This is a genomic window from Rufibacter hautae (assembly GCF_008271695.1).
GTDB lineage: Bacteria > Bacteroidota > Bacteroidia > Cytophagales > Hymenobacteraceae > Nibribacter > Nibribacter hautae.
In genome coordinates, this window is sequence record NZ_VKKY01000001.1 from 1,389,026 (window position 1) to 1,405,903 (window position 16,878).

Below are 16,878 nucleotides of genomic sequence, written 5' to 3' on the forward strand. Positions count from 1 at the left end.
CCCCACCCCCTTCAAAGGGGGACGGAATACGTGAAACCAGATTCAATAGCATCTCATTTTAGCCTACTTTTAGCTATCCCTTTTAAGCCTATTTTCAAGAAATCAGCTTGAAAATAGGCTTTCTGTCACCAATTCTTAATCTGCTGCACCAAAGTATCGCCGGCCATCCAGGTCATAATCAGGACCACTAGTAACCCAAATAATGTCAACAGCCGCGGGTGCCGGTAATCGCCCATCAGGGTTTTCTTGTGGGCTGCAATGAGCATGGTTCCCAGGGTGACGGGCAGCACGAAGCCATTCAGGAGACCGGCCCACACCAGCAGCTTCACCGGCTTCCCGATGAACACGAAAATAATGGTGGAGACCACAATGAAGGCAATGATGACCCAGTTCTCGTTCCGGGCGATGCGGGGGCTGAAGGACTTGATAAAGGAAACCGAGGTGTACGCCGAGCCTACCACCGAGGTAATGGCTGCCGCTAGCATCATGATCCCGAACAGCTTGTAACCAAAGTTGCCGGCCGCCAGTTCAAACACCGAGGCCGTCGGGTTCTCGGGGTTCAGGGCTTTGCCTTGCTGCAGCACGCCCAGGGTGGCCAGGAACAGAAACACCCGGATGAGGGAAGCCAGCGAGATCCCCGATACGGCACTGGTGGTCACCTGGCCCAGGGCTTCTTTGCCTTTCACGCCCGCATCCAGCAAGCGGTGCCCGCCTGCGAAAGTAATGTAACCGCCCACCGTTCCGCCTACCAGCGTGATAATGGCTGTGAAACTGACCTCAGCCGGGGCCACGGTCCTGATGGCAGCCTCAGCTAGTGGTGGCGAGGAAATCCAGGCGACGTACACAATCAACCCGATCATGACCACACCAAGAATTTGGGCAAAACGGTCCATGATTTTACCCGCCTCGCGCACTAGAAAGATCATGATGGCAAAGGCCGCCGAGATAATCGCGCCGGTTTCCACCGAGATCCCGGTGAGCACGTTGAAGCCCAGCCCCGCGCCGCCCACGTTCCCAATGTTGAAAGCCAATCCGCCCAGGACTATCAGGAAGGCAATGAAGCCGCCCAGGCCCGGCAGCACCGCGTTAGCCACGTCCTGCGCCCGCTTCTCAGAGATGGCAATGACCCGCCAGACGTTGAGCTGCACGCCAATGTCCAGGAGGATGGAAAGCAGGATCACAAACCCGAAGCTGGCGCCCAGGCTCTGCGTGAAAACAGTGGTTTGGGTTAAGAAGCCCGGCCCCACGGCCGAGGTGGCCATCAAAAAAGCGGCGCCCAAAAGCACACTCCAGTTTCTGGGTTGTTTCATAAAAACGGGCCTAAAAAGCTTGGAGGGTAATGTCTTGGCGGGTCAGTTCTGTCCGGATGAGTTGGGCGAATTCCACCGCGTGCGCCCCATCGCCGTGGATACAGACGGTATCGGCTTTGATGGACACGTCTACGCCTTGCTGAGACAACACTTTGCCTTCCTTCACCATGCGCACCACCTGTTGCACGGCTTTGTGATGATCTGTGATGAGGGCATTGGGCAGTCGGCGGGAAGTAAGGGTGCCGTCCTGCTGGTAAGTTCTATCGGCGAAGACCTCGTGAGCGGTTTTCAGGCCCAGTTTCTCGCCGGCCTTTACCAAAGCGCTTCCCGCCAAACCGTACAGCACCGCCTCGGGATTCACTTTGTAGACTGCTTCGGCGATAGCCTCGGCTAAGGCGGGGTTTACGGAGGCCATGTTGTACAAAGCGCCGTGCGGCTTTACGTGATGCAACACGCCACCCTCGGCGATGATGAAGCCCATGAGCGCACCAATCTGGTACACGACTAAGTCAAAGGCTTCTTCGGGGGAAACCGCCATATCACGGCGACCAAAACCAGCCAGGTCCTGGAAACCGGGGTGCGCACCCAAAGCCACCTTCTGTTGCAAGGCCAGCCGTACGGTCTTTTTCATGACGCCCGGGTCGCCGGCATGGAACCCACAAGCAATGTTGGCCGAGGTCACCAGCGGCAGAATGGCTTCGTCGTTGCCCAGGCGGTACGCGCCAAAGCTCTCGCCTAAATCACAGTTTAAATCAACGGTAAAGGTTTGCTTCATCTTTTGGATTGAAGGTGGAGGACTCTTTTAAGGTGTTCCAGGGTTTGCTCCTGATGGTAATACAGCTGGTGGGCCTCCGATAGGGCAACCTGCCGATACCGGAGCTTACTGCCCGGCCGCACCTGCACCAACAGCGGCAAATCCGCGGAGATGACTTGCCCTATGCGCGGATATCCCCCGGTGGTCTGGTGTTCGGCCATCAAGATAATAGGATTTCCGCTGGTAGTCACCTGCACGGTGCCAAAAGTAACGGCGCTGGAAAGCAGTTCCAGCGGTTCTTGCAGTTGCAAACTTGGTCCATCCAACCGGTAGCCCATCCGGTCCGAAGCCGGGGAAACCTTAAATTCCGCGTGCCAGAACGTTTCCTGGGTATTTTCAGAAAACAAGCCATATTCCGGCCCGGGTAATACTCGCAGGGTGGGGTGCTCACGATAGGTAGGAAGCAAGTTTGGGGAGAGGCCCCAGGTGGAAACCAGAAACGACTCCCCGGCAGGGCATTTCTCTTGCCAATGGCGCAGTTGCTCAGAAGTAGCGCTTATTAATGGCAAGACATCACCTTTCTGCAGAGATCGGCCTTGCCAGCCGCCCAGTGCTGCCCGCGCGTAGGTAGCCGCGCTGCCCATCACCAGGGGCACGTCAATACCTCCAGCCACGGCCAGGTAAGCCCGGCAGCCCTGCACAGCCGCACCGAATTCCAGCAGCGTCTCTTTTCTAACGAATATCGGCCGATGGATGGGAACGGGGGTACCGTTCAGTTTAGGGGAAAGGTTGGCGCCGGCCAAGGCAATGAGGCTGTCTTCCTGAAACCGGAGACGGGGTCCGGACAAGGTGATTTCCAGCGCGGCGGTGTTTTCGGGGTTTCCTGTTAAAAGGTTGGCCAAACGGAGGGCAAAGGAATCCATGGCGCCGCTGACCACCATACCCTGCTTCTGATAGCCGTATCGGCCCAAATCCTGCACGGTGGTGAGCAAGCCCGGTTTCTCTACCTTAATCCCCATCTGCGTCTGGTTTCATGGCCTGGAACTCCGCTTCAGAAATCGGCACAAACCGCACCACATCTCCCATCTGCAGCAGACTGGGCGATTCTCGGTCAGGGTCGAACAAGGAGAGCGGGGTACGGCCGATCAGTTGCCAGCCGCCGGGTGTTTCCAGGGGGTACACGCCTGTCTGCAGTCCGGCAATGCCGACGGAGCTAGTGGGGATCACATTACGGGGAACTTGCTTGCGGGGGGCGGCAATCTTGGGGTCCATGCCGCCTAAATACGGAAAACCGGGCGCAAAGCCAATCATGTACACCAGGTAGTCTGCTTGGCTGTGCCGCGCAATGACTTCCTGGGGAAGTAAGCCGCAGTGTTCCGCCACAAACGCCAGATCAGGCCCATACTCCCCGCCGTAGACCACCGGAATCTCCTTTATAGAAGGTTCCTCTGGTGCGGAATCGGTTTCCAGTTGCGCCAGCATCAGCCGGATGTTCTCTTCCACGGCCGCGTACGGATCTACCTGGCCCCGCTCGCTGACAAGCCAGGGATCATAATACAAGGTGACGGTGGTGAAGGCGGGCACGTACTCTACGAGCCCGGGAAAGGAATGCTGATTCAGAAACCGGACCACGGCCTTTACTTGCCCGTGGGTCTCCACGGCTATCTCGTCTCCCAGCTGCAGCACAACGGCCGCATCGCCTAGGGGATACATCTTAACCGAGGACGTGGGCAGGGACATGGATCCGGTTTCTGTTTTCAGCTTGTTTTCAAGAAAACGGCTTAAAAATGCTCTGGTTTCAAACTTACGCTGGCTTCTTGGTGCTGCAGGTAAAGCTCCTCGTTTCTGAAAGGCACCAAAGCCAGTTTTACCGCCTGCTCATAGAGGTCGGCGCGGTCTACCACGTTTTGCGTGAGCAGCCCAATGGCGCCGCCTTTCTGCTTGGAGTTGGTGTGGCCAAACACGCGGTCATCGGCTTCGCCGAGCTCTACGCCCTGTTGCACCAGCTCGGCCACGGCAGGTGGCAAGAAGAACATACCGGTACGGGCCTTGCCCACCAGTTTTTTGGAACGGACCACAATCCAGGCGAAAGCTGCCAGGTCTGTGTGCAGCGTTTGCACGCCGCCTTCAATGCCTACCCAGAAATCGGCCGTAGGCTGGGCCTCAAATGCATTGCTCACGCGGTTAAAGGCACCGGTGAGGGTTTCTGTATCTGTCATGGGCTGATCAGATACGCCGGAGGGCACGGAGATAGGCTCCGCTACAAATTCATACTGCGGAAACATGGCTTGCAAGCCATGGAGTGCCGCACTTACTTTGACAGGATTGGTGGAGGCCACCACTACTTTTTGTACTACTTTATTCATGTTTAAGGTTTTCTCGGGTACGAAGTAATGCAAAATTCTTATATTTTAATGCGTTCTTAATCTCAAATATTTTTTTGGAGTATTTTTTTAAAAAATAGGGACAAAAACATTTATAACTACAATGCAAAACCCCCTTTAATCGGCTGGAACCGCCTTTTATTTGTAACTTTACCCAGAATGAAAAACAAGCACCTCCTGCGTCTCAAAAAAGGCCTTGTCTTTGCCTCCTGCGCCCTCGCGGTTTCCTGCGCGCCGCGCGTCTCCCCTTCCGGCAGCTCTGTTCCAGTGGCGCCCGGCGTTTCCAAGGCCCTGGCCGATCACCGTATCTCGCAACTGAGCAAGATCGCCTATGACCTGCACCTGACCATTCCGGCCAAGAAGGAGGCGCCTGTCCAGGCCGCTGAGGTGGTCACGTTCCACCTCAAAGACAAAAGCCAGCCCCTGCAGCTTGACTTCAAGGAAACCCCAGACCACCTCAGGCACGTGAGGGTGAACGGGAAAGCCATTCCGGTGCAGCACACCCAGGAGCACCTGGTCATTGGGCCGCAGCACCTGAGAAAAGGCGACAATAAAGTAGAGATTGAATTCACGGCGGGGAACCTGTCTCTGAACCGGCACGAGGATTTCCTGTACACCCTGCTGGTCCCAGACCGGGCCCGCACCGTTTTCCCCTGTTTTGACCAACCCAGCCTTAAAGCCACCTTCAAGCTCACGCTGTCGGTGCCCCAGGACTGGAAAGCCTTGGCCAACGCGCCCTTGCAGGACTCTGTGCTGAATGCGGGGCAGAAAACGTACCATTATCAAACCTCAGACCTCATCCCTACCTACCTTTTCTCTTTTGCCGCGGGTACTTTTGACCACGTGGCACAAATGAGCAACAACCGTACCATGCACTTCCTGCACCGCGAGACGGACAAAGAAAAACTGGAGCAGAGCCTCACCCCCATCTTCCAGATTCACCGCGATGCGCTGCAGTTCATGGAGCAGTACACCGGCATTACCTACCCGTTTCAGAAGTTTGACTTCGTCTCCATCCCTGATTTCCAGTATGGCGGCATGGAGCACGTGGGCGCTATCCAGTACAAGGCCTCCACGTTGTTTTTGGACGAGGGCGCCACGCAGGACCAGAAGATCTCGCGCTCTAGTTTGATCTCGCATGAGACAGCGCACATGTGGTTTGGCGATCTGGTGACCATGGAGTGGTTCAATGATGTCTGGATGAAGGAAGTCTTCGCCAATTTCATGGCCGATAAAATCACGCAGGTGGCCATGCCTACTTCCAACTACGACCTCAAGTTTGTGGTAGACCACCTGCCCGCCGCCTACGGTGTGGACCGCACTGCCGGCGCCAACCCCATCCGGCAGCAACTGGATAACCTACAGGATGCGGGCTCCATGTACGGCAACATCATTTACCACAAAGCCCCGGTGATGATGCGCCAACTGGAGCGGCTCATGGGCGAAGAGGCGTTTCAGAAAGGGTTGCAGCAGTACCTCAAGAAATACGCCTACGGCAACGCGACCTGGCCCGACCTCATCCAGATCTTGGACGACCTCACCCCCGCCGACTTGCAGGCTTGGAACCAAGTGTGGGTGAACGAGCCGGGTCGCCCGCAGTTTGACTACAGCCTGCAAACCCAAGGCAACAAGATCTCCAGCCTTACCATCCGGCAGAAGGGCGAAGACGGGTCTAATCGTTTTTGGCCCCAGTTTTTCGAAATCGCCTTGATTTACCCAGACCGCATTCAGGAGCTGACGGTGAACATGAACCAGGCCGAGGTGACGTTGAAAGAGGCCGTGGGCAAAGACAAGCCTTTGTTTGTGTTGTTTGATGTGACAGGGCAGGGTTACGGGGTGTTCCCGGTAGATGGGCAGATGCTGGGCGGGCTTTACGGACTGAAGAACCCGGTAGCGCGGGCCTCGGCGTACATTAACTTATACGAGAACATGCAGAATGGCCGCGGTGTCACACCACAGCAACTGCTGGACTTTTACCGGGGCGGACTTTCCAAGGAACCCGAGGAGCTGAATGTGAAACTGATCACCGGCCAGTTAAGTGATATTTTCTGGCGTTTTCTGCCGACTGCCCAACGACTAGCTTTAGCTCCACAACTGGAACAGGAACTCTGGACCGCCATGGAGAAGGCCACGGCTGCCAACGTGAAAAAGCTGCTTTTCAAAACCTACCAGAGCATTGCCTTGAGTTCTGCCGCCCAAAATCGCCTGTACCATATCTGGGACAAAGAACAGGCCCCAACCGGGATCAAGTTGTCTGAAGATGACTACACCTCGCTGGCGTTGGCCCTGGCCGTGCGCGATTACCAAAACAGTCCGCAGATACTCGCCCGCCAAATAGCCCGCACTCCCAACCCAGACCGTAAGAAGCGCCTCCAGTTCATGCTGCCCGCCTTATCTGGAGATGTGAAAGAACGGGATGCCTTTTTCGCCTCCTTAAAGAAAGAGGAGAACCGCGAGGTAGAGTCCTGGGTGTTAGCTGCGCTGAACTACCTGCACCATCCGCTGCGGGCCGCTACCTCAGAGAAATACCTCAAAGAAAGCCTGGACCTATTGGAAGAGATCCAGCTGACTGGTGATATCTTCTTCCCTGTCTCTTGGCTTTCGGCTACTTTCGGGTCTTACCAAACCGCAGGGGCAGCCAACACCGTCCGCACGTTTTTGCAGGCCCACCCAGACTACAACCCTAAGCTGAAAGGCAAGATTCTGCAGGCAGCCGATGGCGTGTTCAGGGCGGAGAAGTTGGTGCAGTCCATGAAATAATGGGGGCTTAGGAGTAGAAGGTGAAAAGGAGATTTTCCGGTAGCCGAAGGCACGCCGGCAAGGGTACTATTTCCGGGGAAGAGAACAAATACTGACTTCCAGCGTTCAAAGAATAGTTATGTATCTACATAATCCCTTAGACCTAAGCAACTATGAAACCTCTATTTTCACTTAAATCGGCCGGACTAGCCCTGGTGGCGGGTCTGGCTTTGGCTTCCTGCAACGAGGCTCCCAAAGAAGGAGACAAAGCCACCATCACCGACCAGAAGACCGCCGCCGATGCCAGCGGGCAAACCTTTGTGATAGACACCGCCGCTTCTTTGGTGGAGTTTACCGGTAACGGCGTAGGCAAAAACCACCCGGGCACGTTCCACCTGAACTCCGGTTCCGTATCGGTGGCTAACAACCAGATCACAGGCGGTGAGTTTGTCATTGACATCAACTCCTTGACCATGAAAGAACAGGGCGAGATGTTCCAGACTAAACTAAGACCTCACCTACTGAGCGGCGATTTTTTTGACGCTGAGAAATTTGGGACAGCCAAGTTTGAGATCACCAAGGTAGAACCGTTTAAATCGGATGGGAAAGACACCTCGCTGGTGCAAGGCGCTAACTTCAGCGTGAGCGGTAACTTCACCTTGAAAGGCGTGACCAAGAACATCACGTTCCCAGCCCGCATTGAGCTGGATGAAAACACCATGGAAGCCGAAGCCAACTTCAACATTGACCGCCGCCAGTGGCAGATGAATTACGGCAACGACAAAACCCTGGGCGACAAGTTCATCTCCGAAACCGTGAACATAGAATTAGACCTGGAAGCGAAAAAACAAGGTTGAAACGCCACCGCGTCGACCCAGTAAACCAATACTCACCAAAGCAAAGAGCCCGAAGACCTGCGTTTTCGGGCTCTTTTTGTGTAAATAGGCTTAAAAAGGTTAGCTGCTAGTTGAATTCTTGAAGATTGCGGTTCTGCTTATATTCAAGATTTAAATAGTATCCCATTTCCCTAACCTGTCCTCTATCTTACCAATTTGAAGGTAGATGGTGTTTAAAGGAATGTTGGCAGAGACAGGCTTACTTAATCTTAGCTAAAATATCTAGTTCAAAATCTTCCCTGACCTTCTTTCTTTCTTCTGGCGTCAAATCAAAGAATGTCTTCCATTTTGCATTCTTGGTAATGGGCAATTCCATGGTACTCATCAGGCAGAAAGAACAATGCTTTGGACTAAAGATTTGCGTTTGTTGGTCAGAGACTGTTAGGCAGTCTCTGGACTTGATAACATAAAGCCTCTGTGCAGACGTCCCTTTGACAATCCGGTAATAGTTAACAGCGCCGTTAAAAGTTGTATCCTGGCTTTTGAAATACTTCTTTGCAAGACTAGCCTCGGTTTCTTGATCGATACTGTCACCTACCACTAACAATGCATCTTCCTCATCCAAGAACTTGTAGCCTGCGGTAACGAAAGCTTTCAACGTATGTGCATCTACTCTGACCTCAGGATAGTTGTCCCATAGCTCATCCAAGGTTCTGCTCACATTCTTCCCAGTGTCTTTGGACACATCGTGGCAAGACAAATACGCAGGTGCATTGATGGCTTTGCAGCCGGACAAACCCATACAAATACACATTAGCAGTAGCAATGCTTTCTGCATCTTCTTTTTGATTAAAGCCCAAAGCGTGACCACTTTTAAAAAGATGAAGGCCTAAGTACTTCTTCCATTTCAATCCTTCACCAGCAATTCTTTCACCGCTGCTTCAATGGTAGCCCAAACCGGTGAGACAGGTGCCACCAAATCAAAGTGACCGGCGTCTGGCAACAACACTAATTTTGCCTTGTTTTTTCTGGAAGAGGAATGATTCACAAAATTCTGCGCCTGGCTTACTGGCACAATCGGGTCACGGGCACCTTGCACCATTCTCACAGGGGTTTTCAGGGCCAGGGCAGGTGAAGGTATTGCTTCGGTGTAGCGCTGGGGAACGGCTGCGGGCAAACCACCCATCAGTTTTTCTACGGCCGTGTTGCAGCTTCCCTTCTCAGTGCTGTACGTGGCCAGATCTGGGATGCCGGCCAGGGAAACCACGCCTTTTACTTTCAGCGGATTTTTGGTGTATAAAGCGCTAGTGCGGGGCAGGTCTTTACGTCCGGCAGCCCAGAGAGCCAGGTGTCCGCCCGCCGAGTGGCCCATCACCACAACTTCTTTCGCGGAGACGGGGTATTGTTTGGCCAGTTGCCGCACGTAATCCACCGCTTTAGCGACCTCCAGGAAGGTACCCGGGAAGCCTCCGCCCGCGTCTCCTACCCGCCGGAACTCAATGGTCCAGGTAGCAAAACCTGCCTGGGTGAGGGCGGCGCTCACGTGGTTCATGTACTGGTAGTTGTATTGGTTGAGCCAGCACCCGCCATGGATGACCACCACCACCGGGAACGGCCCCTTGCCTTGGGGCACCCGCAGCTCGCCAAATTGCAGCGAATCTGGTCCGTAGGCGAGGCGCGTGCCAGCCGCCGGCGTGGGCAATTGCATGAGATCTTGCCAGGAAATAAGCTTAACAGGCTGCGTTTGGGCGTGGAGCGGACCCGCGCAAAAGAGAAAACACCACAGCAGGATGGGCAAAAAGAACTTCATATAGTTTGGGCAGACTTTCTTAAAAACAGGCCTAAAATAGTTGGCCTTGTACGGAAGCATGAAGGTACAAGAGGCTTTTCGATTTTGAACAAGTATCTTGCCGCTACTTTCACCCCGTAAAGGGAGGAAGCGGTTGTGACCTGCGGGAAGAGACTTAACACCAAGTCTTTGCCAAAGCGTTACCGGCCACCTTTGAATCTGAATTTTGAAGTACAAGAAATGAAACGAGTTGTAGTAACCGGCATGGGTGCCTTGACGCCCATCGGGAATACCGTACCAGAATATTGGCAGTCTTTGGTCAACGGCGTGAGCGGCGCGGCCCCTATCACCCGCTTTGACGCCTCCAAGTTCAAGACCCGCTTCGCCTGCGAACTGAAGAACTTCAATCCGCTGGACTTCATGCCCAAAAACGAGGCCCGCAAGAACGACCTGTACACGCAGTATGCGCTCATCTCAGTAGCAGAGGCCGTGCAGATGGCGAACATCAATTTCGAGGAACTGAACCGCAACCGCATAGGCGTGATTTGGGGCACCGGACACGGCGGGATTGTCACGTTCCAGGAGCAGTTGCTGGAGTTCGCCGCCGGCGATGGCACGCCTCGGTTCAACCCGTATTTCGTGCCGAAGATGATTGTGGACATCGCGGCGGGCGTGATCTCCATGAAGTACGGACTGCGGGGCGTGAACTTCGCCACGGTTTCGGCCTGCGCCAGCTCCAACACCGCCATTCTGGAAGCCTTTAACTACATCAAATGGGGCAAAGCCGATATGATTATCACCGGCGGCTCGGAGGCTTCTATTAACGAGGCCGGCATGGGCGGTTTTGGGGCGCTGAAGGCCTTGTCTACCCACAACGACGACCCGGCCACCGCCTCTCGTCCCTTTGATGTGAAGCGCGACGGATTTGTGATGGGCGAAGGAGCGGGAGCCCTCATCCTGGAAAGCTACGACAGTGCTGTGAAGCGCAACGCCCCCATTCTAGCCGAGGTAGTGGGCGGAGGCATGGCCGCCGATGCGTACCACCTCACCGGCACCCACCCCGAGGGCGAGGGTGCGTACCTGGGCATGCTGGAGGCGCTGGAAGAAGCCAACCTCTCGCCGGAAGACATTGATTACCTTAACTGTCACGCTACCTCCACGCCTATTGGCGACGCGAGCGAGGTGATTGCCGTGGAGCGGGTTTTCGGGGCTAATACGCACCTGCACCTGAGTGCCACCAAATCCATGACGGGCCATTTGCTGGGAGCGGCCGGAGCCATTGAAGCCATTGCGTGCATCAAGGCCGTGCAGGAGAACCTCATTCCGCCTACCATCAACGTGACCGAGCCTGAACCTGAACTCAGCGCGAAGTTTGACTTAACCTTGGGCAAAGCTGTTTCAAAGGAAGTGAACTACGCCATGAGCAACACCTTCGGGTTTGGAGGACACATCGCCACGGCCATCTTCAAGAAGTTTACCGCGTAAGGCCCTATCCGTTTCTTATACGTTTTCATGAAAAGAGCCCGGAAGCAGTTTGTTTCCGGGCTCTTTTCATGAAAACAGGTTTGAAAGAATCTACTGCAACTTGACTTCCTTCTGACCTTCGTTCACACCTTTCATAAAGGAGATGAGGCCTTTCATGTAAGTTTGCTGGTCATCGTAGAAGGCCATGTGGCTGCCTTTAGGGCAATAGAGGTAAGAACCGTTCTGCACCTGGGTTGCCATCCACTCCATGTGTTTGGGGTCCATGGTGTCAAACTCGGCGCCTACGGATAAGGTTGGCACGGTGAGGTTTTTCAAATCGGCTTTGCGGTCCCATTTCTCCAGTTTGCCCGAGATCCCGAACTCGCTGGGGCCTTGCATGGTCACGTAAAACGACTGGTTCATTTTGGCGAACGAACGGTTCACCGGCTCAGGCCATTCCTCCAGAGGCAGGCGCAGCACGTGTTTGGCGTAGAAATGCGGCATCAGCAACTCCATGTACTTGGGGTTCTGGAAATCCTTGCGGGCCTCAATGTCGCGGACCTGGGCCAACACCTGTGGGTCCATTTGCTTGGCCAGGACTTCATCGGCGTACTTGCCGTAGTCAATGGCGCTGGACATCATGTTGGAGATAATAAGGCCTTTCATGTTCTGCTGGTATTTGAGGGCGTACTCCAGGCCCAGGATGCCGCCCCAGGAATGCCCCAGCAAGTAGAAGTTATCAGGTCCCAGGTTCAAGGCCTTGCGTACCTGTTCCACTTCCTCCACGTATCGAGCCAAATCCCAAATAGTGGTGTCTTTAGGATTATCTGAGTTGCCGCAGCCCAATTGGTCATAGTAGATGAACTCAATGCCCTCGGCGGGCAGGAAGTTCTCCAAGCATTCAAAGTACTCGTGCGTGGCACCCGGACCGCCGTTGAGCAAGAGCAGTTTCATCTTGGAGTTGTTGCCCACGCGTTTGGTCCAGACGTTAAAGGTGCCTTTGGCAGTTTGGATGGGCACCATCTTCACTCCGCCGTCTTGCACCCCTTGCTCGGTTGGGGCGAAATACGCTGCCGCCGGCGCGGCTGTTTCTGAGGTGTTTTTTTGATCTGAGCAGGAAAACAGAAGGCTCAATACCAGCAGACAGGTGCCTTGTAGAAGTTTGTTCATGTTTTATTCTTTTGGGTTATTTCTCTCTGAGCATCAGCGGTGAGCTTTCGTCTACTTTTCCAGCTTTTTTTCGGGTAAAAACTAGTTGGCGGGCCCAGCTGCTGTCTCTACTGTTCCATAAATGGCGTTTAACAATCCGTTGGAGGGGGAATCCTGGGCCAGCTGCCAGAACATGATGCCGCCTAATTTATGGGTTTTCACGTAATTCACCTTCAGTTTCATGGAACGGGGGTCATCATAGGTCACAAACAGCCCTTGTGTCTCATTGTAGAGATAAGGCGCCTGGGCTTGCTCATCCCAATGGTAAGTGTAGCCTTGCTGCGCCGAGAGAAGCCTGGGAAAATCTTTGAAGGCTTCGGCGGTTTTGAATTTGCCCATCTGGTAAAGTCCGTTGTTCACATTGGGCACCTGTTCCCAGATTCGACCGTAAAACGCGGCCCCGATGATGACTTTCTCCGCGGGAACGCCTTTCTTCAGGAGAGACTGCACGGCGTTGTCGGTGGACTCTGGCTGCTGCGGGGTGGAATACAGGGCGGTGTGGTGACCCGTTTTAGCAGAACCTCCGTTCACCAAATCATAGGTCATCAGATTCACGTAATCCACTTTTTTCATCACCTTCTTCCAGTCAATCGCTTCGTCCAGGAACTTCTGGAATCCGCCGGCGGCGAAACTGATGATGGCCTTTTTGCCCAGGCTGCGGCGTAGTTCCTGCACCAATCCAGTGAAGTTGTCTTTGTCCTCCGGCGAAAATTTGTGCCCGGGAAACCCTTCTACCACCGGATATTCCCAGTCCAGGTCAATGCCATCGGCCCCGAAGTACCCGTTCATCTTTTTGACAGAGGCTGCAAACTCTTTCCGGCCGGCGGAGGTGGAGAACACATCTGAACAGGTTTCGCACCCGCCCCATCCGCCTAAAGACACCAGTACTTTCAACTGGGGGTTCTTCTGTTTGAGCAGCACCATCTTCTGGAGCACGGCAGAATCTGCGGGGTTCCTGAGCTTCAGTTTGTTTCCGTCCAGCAGCCCGAAGGAGTAGATGATGTGGGTTAGTTGCCGGGCATCATAGGTATCCAGTTGCGCGGCGTCTCCGGCAAAATACGCGATGACCGCCGGGCGCGGCGGACTTGCTTTCTGCGCAGTGGCCGTGAGTGACAGGAATGCGAGCAGCAGAAAGATTCTGGTAGATTTCATCATGAGGGATGGAATGAATAAGTAGGATTTGTTTTAAGCCTCGTTTAGCGAAATTAAGTCAGAAACGCACATGCCTTTCTGTTTCTAACCTGCTTTTCAGAAAACAGGCTAAAATCAGTTCTCCAGCGGAGCGCATCTTCCAGAAAGTAGGGCCGGGCTTTTAAGCGTACTCCTGCTTTAGGGCCGTTTTCATAAAAACAGCCTCAAAGCAGGAGTACGGGGTATGCCAGCAATACTGGGGCTTCTTCTAGTTACCCAAGGCAGTGTTGGCGGCCTTCAGCAGTGACTTGGATTGGTCAGGGGTATCGCTTTCCACGCTCCACATCATGAGGCCACCCAAGCCTTGGTCTATCACCAACTGGGCTTTCTGCTGAATGATGGGGTGCCCGTCATAGTAGATGCCGTCATCCACGGCAAGCATGTTTTTGGTGTGCGCCATGGGGTCTTTCAATAAGATGTCTCTGAAGCTTTCATAGGTGGCGTATTTCCACAGATTACCCCACCCCACCTGCGTGCCGTCTTTGGGCATGTTGTAATGCAAACCGAACGCTGGGAAGCCCAGCACAATCTTCTCTTTCGGCAACCCGAAGTTCACCCAGGTATTCACCAGGTCGGTCGCGCCCCAGTAAGGAGAGTGGGCGGTTGGCGCCAAGTCTTCATAGCGGTACGGCTGAATGTTCACCCAGTCAATCTCCGGAACCTTGGCAATGGCACTCAGCACGCCGGTGGTCCAGCCGCCGGGCACCGAGGCCGTGTAGAAGAACTTACCATTGGGCCCGGGAGGCAGCGCGGCCGGAATGGCCTTGAAAAACTGCTCTATTTTGGAAACCGGCTCTAAAACGCCTTCGGAGGTGTTGTTAAGGTACACGTTGATGCCGTCAAAACCGTTGTTGGAGGCAAACTTCATGATGGTGGCAATGGCCGTGGCCTGCTTGGCGGGGTCTTTCACCACATTGAAGAAGCCGTAATCGGCGTACATGCCGCCGCCGTTCAAGGTCACCATGTTGCCAGTTACGTCCAGCAGCACGTACACGCCCGCGTTATGCGCCGCCTTGATGATGAGCGGAATGTTCAGGTTCTCCAGCGTGGTATCTACCAATGAGGCCTGGCCAGCCACTTCGCCTACCACCGCCGAGGAAATCACCAGGTGGGTCAGGTTGGCGAAGTTCACGTCATTGATGGAGCCGTTCTGCGTGAGGAAACCCACCATTTTCTTGTTGTAGGTTTTCGGCACGAAAGGCTTGATCACAATCACATCGGCCTCTCTGGAGTTGGTGACGCCGTTGCGGGTGGCTTCAAACTTGATGGTGTAGTCTTTGGCCTCGGGGAAAAGGTATTTGAACCGAAGGCCGGTGCCTACCTCTACCCCATCCACAAACCATTTGAAGGTAGCGTCCTGGGCGGGTGACACCTGCAAGTCAATGATGAGCGAATCTGAGATATCAGTAGTATAGGTGTTGGCCGTGGACCACCCGAAAATGCGGGGCACCGCGGTGCTTTCAAAAACCGGGTTTTCGTCGTCTTCCACCTCACAGTTGGTTAAGAAGAACAGGCAGAGAAAACAGCCTAGCAGGAGATTTATATAATTTTTCATCATGATCTGATTAAGTTCTTTGTTACTCCTCTATTATTTATCCCACCAAACCCGGGCGGTCCAGACATCGCCGCCGGTGATTCTGGCAGCGGCTTCTTTCACGTTGGCTTCGTTCAACAGATACTCGTTCACCGGGTACTGCATTCTTCTGGGCACCTGACCACCCGATTGGTTTACACCAGGGTCGCGGTTGCGGTAGGTCAGGTTAGGCAGACCGGTTCTTCTCCAGTTAGCGTATCCTTCCTGCGGGTTCAAGGCAAAATTGATCCAGAGTTGGGTGTTGATTTGCTCCAGTTCCTGGCCGGGCAGCAAGGGGTTGGCGGCTTTAAAAGCATTGATGGTCGCCTGCGGTACTTCGGGGGCTTTGTACACCGTCATTTGCTTCACGCCGGCTTCCAGCGCCTTGTTGAAATGGTCTTGCGCCGTTCCGCCAGAGTTCCAGCCTCTCACAGCTGCCTCTGCTCTCCATAATTCCACCTCGGCGTAGCTCATGATAATATAGGGCGCATCAATGGCCGATATGTATTTGGATGGCTGCAGGACCTGTAAGATGCGGGGAACCTCAGTGGCCTGGCCGTTTACATCTACAGTGATGGCCGGGCCGGTTCCTTCATAGGAGAAAGTACTGGGTGGAAGCGACATGGCGGTATAGCTCCCCAACTTGCCGCGCACCTGGTCGGTGATTTCGGTCCGGTTTTCGTCTTTCAGGTAAGAAGCGCCAAAGATTCTCAGTCTTGGGTCTGAGGTATCCTCCAGGTATTTGGCAAAGGTGTTCACCATTCTAAAGGCGCTCTCAGTAGGCGATACCGCCATCAGAACATAAGAAAAACCATTTCCCCCGAACACATCGCCCCCGAAAGGCACGTTGATGTGCTGCATCACGGCCATGTCACTGTTGCTTTCCATCACGCCGGCGGCAATGGCTGCCTCGGCTTCTTCTCTGGCTTTGGCGGGTTCCACTTTCACCAGGCGCATGGCCAACCGCAGGCGTAATGAGTTCCCGAACTTTCTCCATTTGTTCACATCGCCGTTAAAATAGAAGTCCTGGGTCACCGGGTCTCCGGCGGGAGTCAAGGCCTTGGTGGCGGCATCCAGTTCTTTGAAGAAGTCATAGTATATGTCTTTCTGGGCATCATACTTAGGCGTTAAGACTCCTTCATGGTACCCTTTCCCGGCTTCAAAGTAAGGGAGATCGCCGTACAGGTCCGTTAACCGGGAGAAGATGTACACCTTCATGATCCGGGAAACGGCATTTATGTTCACCTGGGCCGGGTCACCGGTGGTGCGGATCACCATATCAGAGATGTTCTTCACTTCCCGGGGGTACTGGGTATCCCAGAGGGCGCTCATGTACCCGTCGTTTTTCTGGCCTTTTCCGCCAAACTCGGTGGTAGCGTATTCGCCCGTCCACTGCTGCATCCAGTCGCCGGCGTAGATAAAGCCGTTCCGCCACTGCTCATACATCCCACCCGAGAGCTGCAACTGAATGGTAGGCAGCATGAGGTTAGGGTCCATTTGCGTGGACTTGGTAGGGTTCTGGTTCATCTCCTCAAAATTGTCGCAACTGCCCAAAGACAGGAGAAGCAAACCGCACAGCAAAAGCCTTATTTTCTTATAGGTTGATTTCATGATTAATCTATGTTGAGG

Annotated in this window: 14 protein-coding genes; 3 read left to right on the forward strand and 11 right to left on the reverse strand. The window is 54.1% G+C overall.

Annotated elements, in window-relative coordinates:
• Window positions 1-125: 125 nt before the first annotated feature.
• From FOA19_RS05245 to yjjX, 5 genes are read right to left on the reverse strand one after another with little or no spacing between them, the layout of a single operon-like run.
• A complete protein-coding gene (locus tag FOA19_RS05245) occupies window positions 126-1,310 on the reverse strand; it encodes an NRAMP family divalent metal transporter (RefSeq protein ID WP_149089713.1) in 1,185 nt (394 codons plus the stop codon).
• Window positions 1,311-1,320: 10 nt separating this feature from the next.
• Window positions 1,321-2,085 (reverse strand): LamB/YcsF family protein, encoded by a 765-nt coding sequence (locus FOA19_RS05250; RefSeq protein WP_149089714.1) that lies wholly within the window; start codon window positions 2,083-2,085, stop codon window positions 1,321-1,323.
• On the reverse strand, window positions 2,082-3,083 hold the full coding sequence (locus tag FOA19_RS05255) for a 5-oxoprolinase subunit C family protein (protein ID WP_149089715.1): 1,002 nt from the start codon (window positions 3,081-3,083) through the stop codon (window positions 2,082-2,084). The genes FOA19_RS05250 and FOA19_RS05255 overlap by 4 nt, the downstream gene beginning before the upstream one ends.
• Entirely contained in the window at window positions 3,073-3,804 is a 732-nt protein-coding gene (gene pxpB, locus FOA19_RS05260) for a 5-oxoprolinase subunit PxpB (protein WP_149089716.1), read from the reverse strand. Before pxpB ends, FOA19_RS05255 begins: the two co-directional genes overlap by 11 nt.
• A gap of 41 nt (window positions 3,805-3,845) precedes the next feature.
• Window positions 3,846-4,430, reverse strand: coding sequence for an inosine/xanthosine triphosphatase (gene yjjX / locus FOA19_RS05265; protein ID WP_149089717.1), 585 nt, complete (start codon window positions 4,428-4,430; stop codon window positions 3,846-3,848).
• 177 nt (window positions 4,431-4,607) lie between these two features.
• Here yjjX and FOA19_RS05270 point away from each other — a divergent pair, with 177 nt between their 5' ends.
• Together FOA19_RS05270 and FOA19_RS05275 are read left to right on the forward strand one after the other, a co-directional pair.
• Window positions 4,608-7,208 carry a M1 family metallopeptidase gene (locus tag FOA19_RS05270; protein WP_149089718.1) on the forward strand — a complete coding sequence of 867 codons (2,601 nt, stop codon included), beginning with the start codon at window positions 4,608-4,610 and terminating at the stop codon, window positions 7,206-7,208.
• Window positions 7,209-7,360: 152 nt separating this feature from the next.
• Complete coding sequence (locus FOA19_RS05275) at window positions 7,361-8,044, forward strand: YceI family protein (protein WP_149089719.1); 684 nt, start codon at window positions 7,361-7,363, stop codon at window positions 8,042-8,044.
• 238 nt (window positions 8,045-8,282) lie between these two features.
• Here the strand turns inward: FOA19_RS05275 and FOA19_RS05280 are convergent, their stop codons facing one another.
• Together FOA19_RS05280 and FOA19_RS05285 are read right to left on the reverse strand one after the other, a co-directional pair.
• On the reverse strand, window positions 8,283-8,861 hold the full coding sequence (locus FOA19_RS05280; protein WP_149089720.1) for a hypothetical protein: 579 nt from the start codon (window positions 8,859-8,861) through the stop codon (window positions 8,283-8,285).
• A 69-nt stretch (window positions 8,862-8,930) separates the two neighbouring features.
• Window positions 8,931-9,833 (reverse strand): alpha/beta hydrolase family protein, encoded by a 903-nt coding sequence (locus FOA19_RS05285; RefSeq protein ID WP_223808743.1) that lies wholly within the window; start codon window positions 9,831-9,833, stop codon window positions 8,931-8,933.
• Window positions 9,834-10,052: 219 nt separating this feature from the next.
• On the opposite strand from FOA19_RS05285, the gene fabF reads away from it, so the two are divergent.
• The gene (fabF, locus tag FOA19_RS05290; RefSeq protein WP_149089721.1) at window positions 10,053-11,297 is read left to right on the forward strand and encodes a beta-ketoacyl-ACP synthase II; all 1,245 of its coding nucleotides are present in this window, start codon (window positions 10,053-10,055) and stop codon (window positions 11,295-11,297) included.
• 90 nt (window positions 11,298-11,387) lie between these two features.
• Here fabF and FOA19_RS05295 read toward each other — a convergent pair whose 3' ends face one another.
• The 4 genes from FOA19_RS05295 to FOA19_RS05310 form a co-directional block, all read right to left on the reverse strand.
• Window positions 11,388-12,446, reverse strand: a complete 1,059-nt coding sequence (locus FOA19_RS05295) for a proline iminopeptidase-family hydrolase (protein ID WP_149089722.1) — start codon at window positions 12,444-12,446, stop codon at window positions 11,388-11,390.
• A gap of 81 nt (window positions 12,447-12,527) precedes the next feature.
• Window positions 12,528-13,640, reverse strand: coding sequence for a glycoside hydrolase family 18 protein (locus FOA19_RS05300; protein WP_223808744.1), 1,113 nt, complete (start codon window positions 13,638-13,640; stop codon window positions 12,528-12,530).
• 244 nt (window positions 13,641-13,884) lie between these two features.
• On the reverse strand, window positions 13,885-15,165 hold the full coding sequence (locus FOA19_RS05305; protein ID WP_190300288.1) for a glycosyl hydrolase family 18 protein: 1,281 nt from the start codon (window positions 15,163-15,165) through the stop codon (window positions 13,885-13,887).
• A 99-nt stretch (window positions 15,166-15,264) separates the two neighbouring features.
• The gene (locus FOA19_RS05310; RefSeq protein ID WP_149089724.1) at window positions 15,265-16,860 is read right to left on the reverse strand and encodes a SusD/RagB family nutrient-binding outer membrane lipoprotein; all 1,596 of its coding nucleotides are present in this window, start codon (window positions 16,858-16,860) and stop codon (window positions 15,265-15,267) included.
• Window positions 16,861-16,878 lie beyond the last annotated feature (18 nt).

What these genes read in the sequence shown, in the direction of transcription:
- FOA19_RS05250 (WP_149089714.1), bottom strand. Translation starts at nt 2,085, where the DNA reads ATGAAGCAAACCTTTACCGTTGATTTAAACTGTGATTTAGGCGAGAGC.
- FOA19_RS05275 (WP_149089719.1), top strand. Translation starts at nt 7,361, where the DNA reads ATGAAACCTCTATTTTCACTTAAATCGGCCGGACTAGCCCTGGTGGCG.
- FOA19_RS05295 (WP_149089722.1), bottom strand. Translation starts at nt 12,446, where the DNA reads ATGAACAAACTTCTACAAGGCACCTGTCTGCTGGTATTGAGCCTTCTG.
- FOA19_RS05310 (WP_149089724.1), bottom strand. Translation starts at nt 16,860, where the DNA reads ATGAAATCAACCTATAAGAAAATAAGGCTTTTGCTGTGCGGTTTGCTT.
- FOA19_RS05245 (WP_149089713.1), bottom strand. Translation starts at nt 1,310, where the DNA reads ATGAAACAACCCAGAAACTGGAGTGTGCTTTTGGGCGCCGCTTTTTTG.
- fabF (WP_149089721.1), top strand. Translation starts at nt 10,053, where the DNA reads ATGAAACGAGTTGTAGTAACCGGCATGGGTGCCTTGACGCCCATCGGG.
- FOA19_RS05280 (WP_149089720.1), bottom strand. Translation starts at nt 8,861, where the DNA reads ATGCAGAAAGCATTGCTACTGCTAATGTGTATTTGTATGGGTTTGTCC.
- FOA19_RS05255 (WP_149089715.1), bottom strand. Translation starts at nt 3,083, where the DNA reads ATGGGGATTAAGGTAGAGAAACCGGGCTTGCTCACCACCGTGCAGGAT.
- FOA19_RS05270 (WP_149089718.1), top strand. Translation starts at nt 4,608, where the DNA reads ATGAAAAACAAGCACCTCCTGCGTCTCAAAAAAGGCCTTGTCTTTGCC.
- yjjX (WP_149089717.1), bottom strand. Translation starts at nt 4,430, where the DNA reads ATGAATAAAGTAGTACAAAAAGTAGTGGTGGCCTCCACCAATCCTGTC.
- pxpB (WP_149089716.1), bottom strand. Translation starts at nt 3,804, where the DNA reads ATGTCCCTGCCCACGTCCTCGGTTAAGATGTATCCCCTAGGCGATGCG.
- FOA19_RS05300 (WP_223808744.1), bottom strand. Translation starts at nt 13,640, where the DNA reads ATGATGAAATCTACCAGAATCTTTCTGCTGCTCGCATTCCTGTCACTC.
- FOA19_RS05285 (WP_223808743.1), bottom strand. Translation starts at nt 9,833, where the DNA reads ATGAAGTTCTTTTTGCCCATCCTGCTGTGGTGTTTTCTCTTTTGCGCG.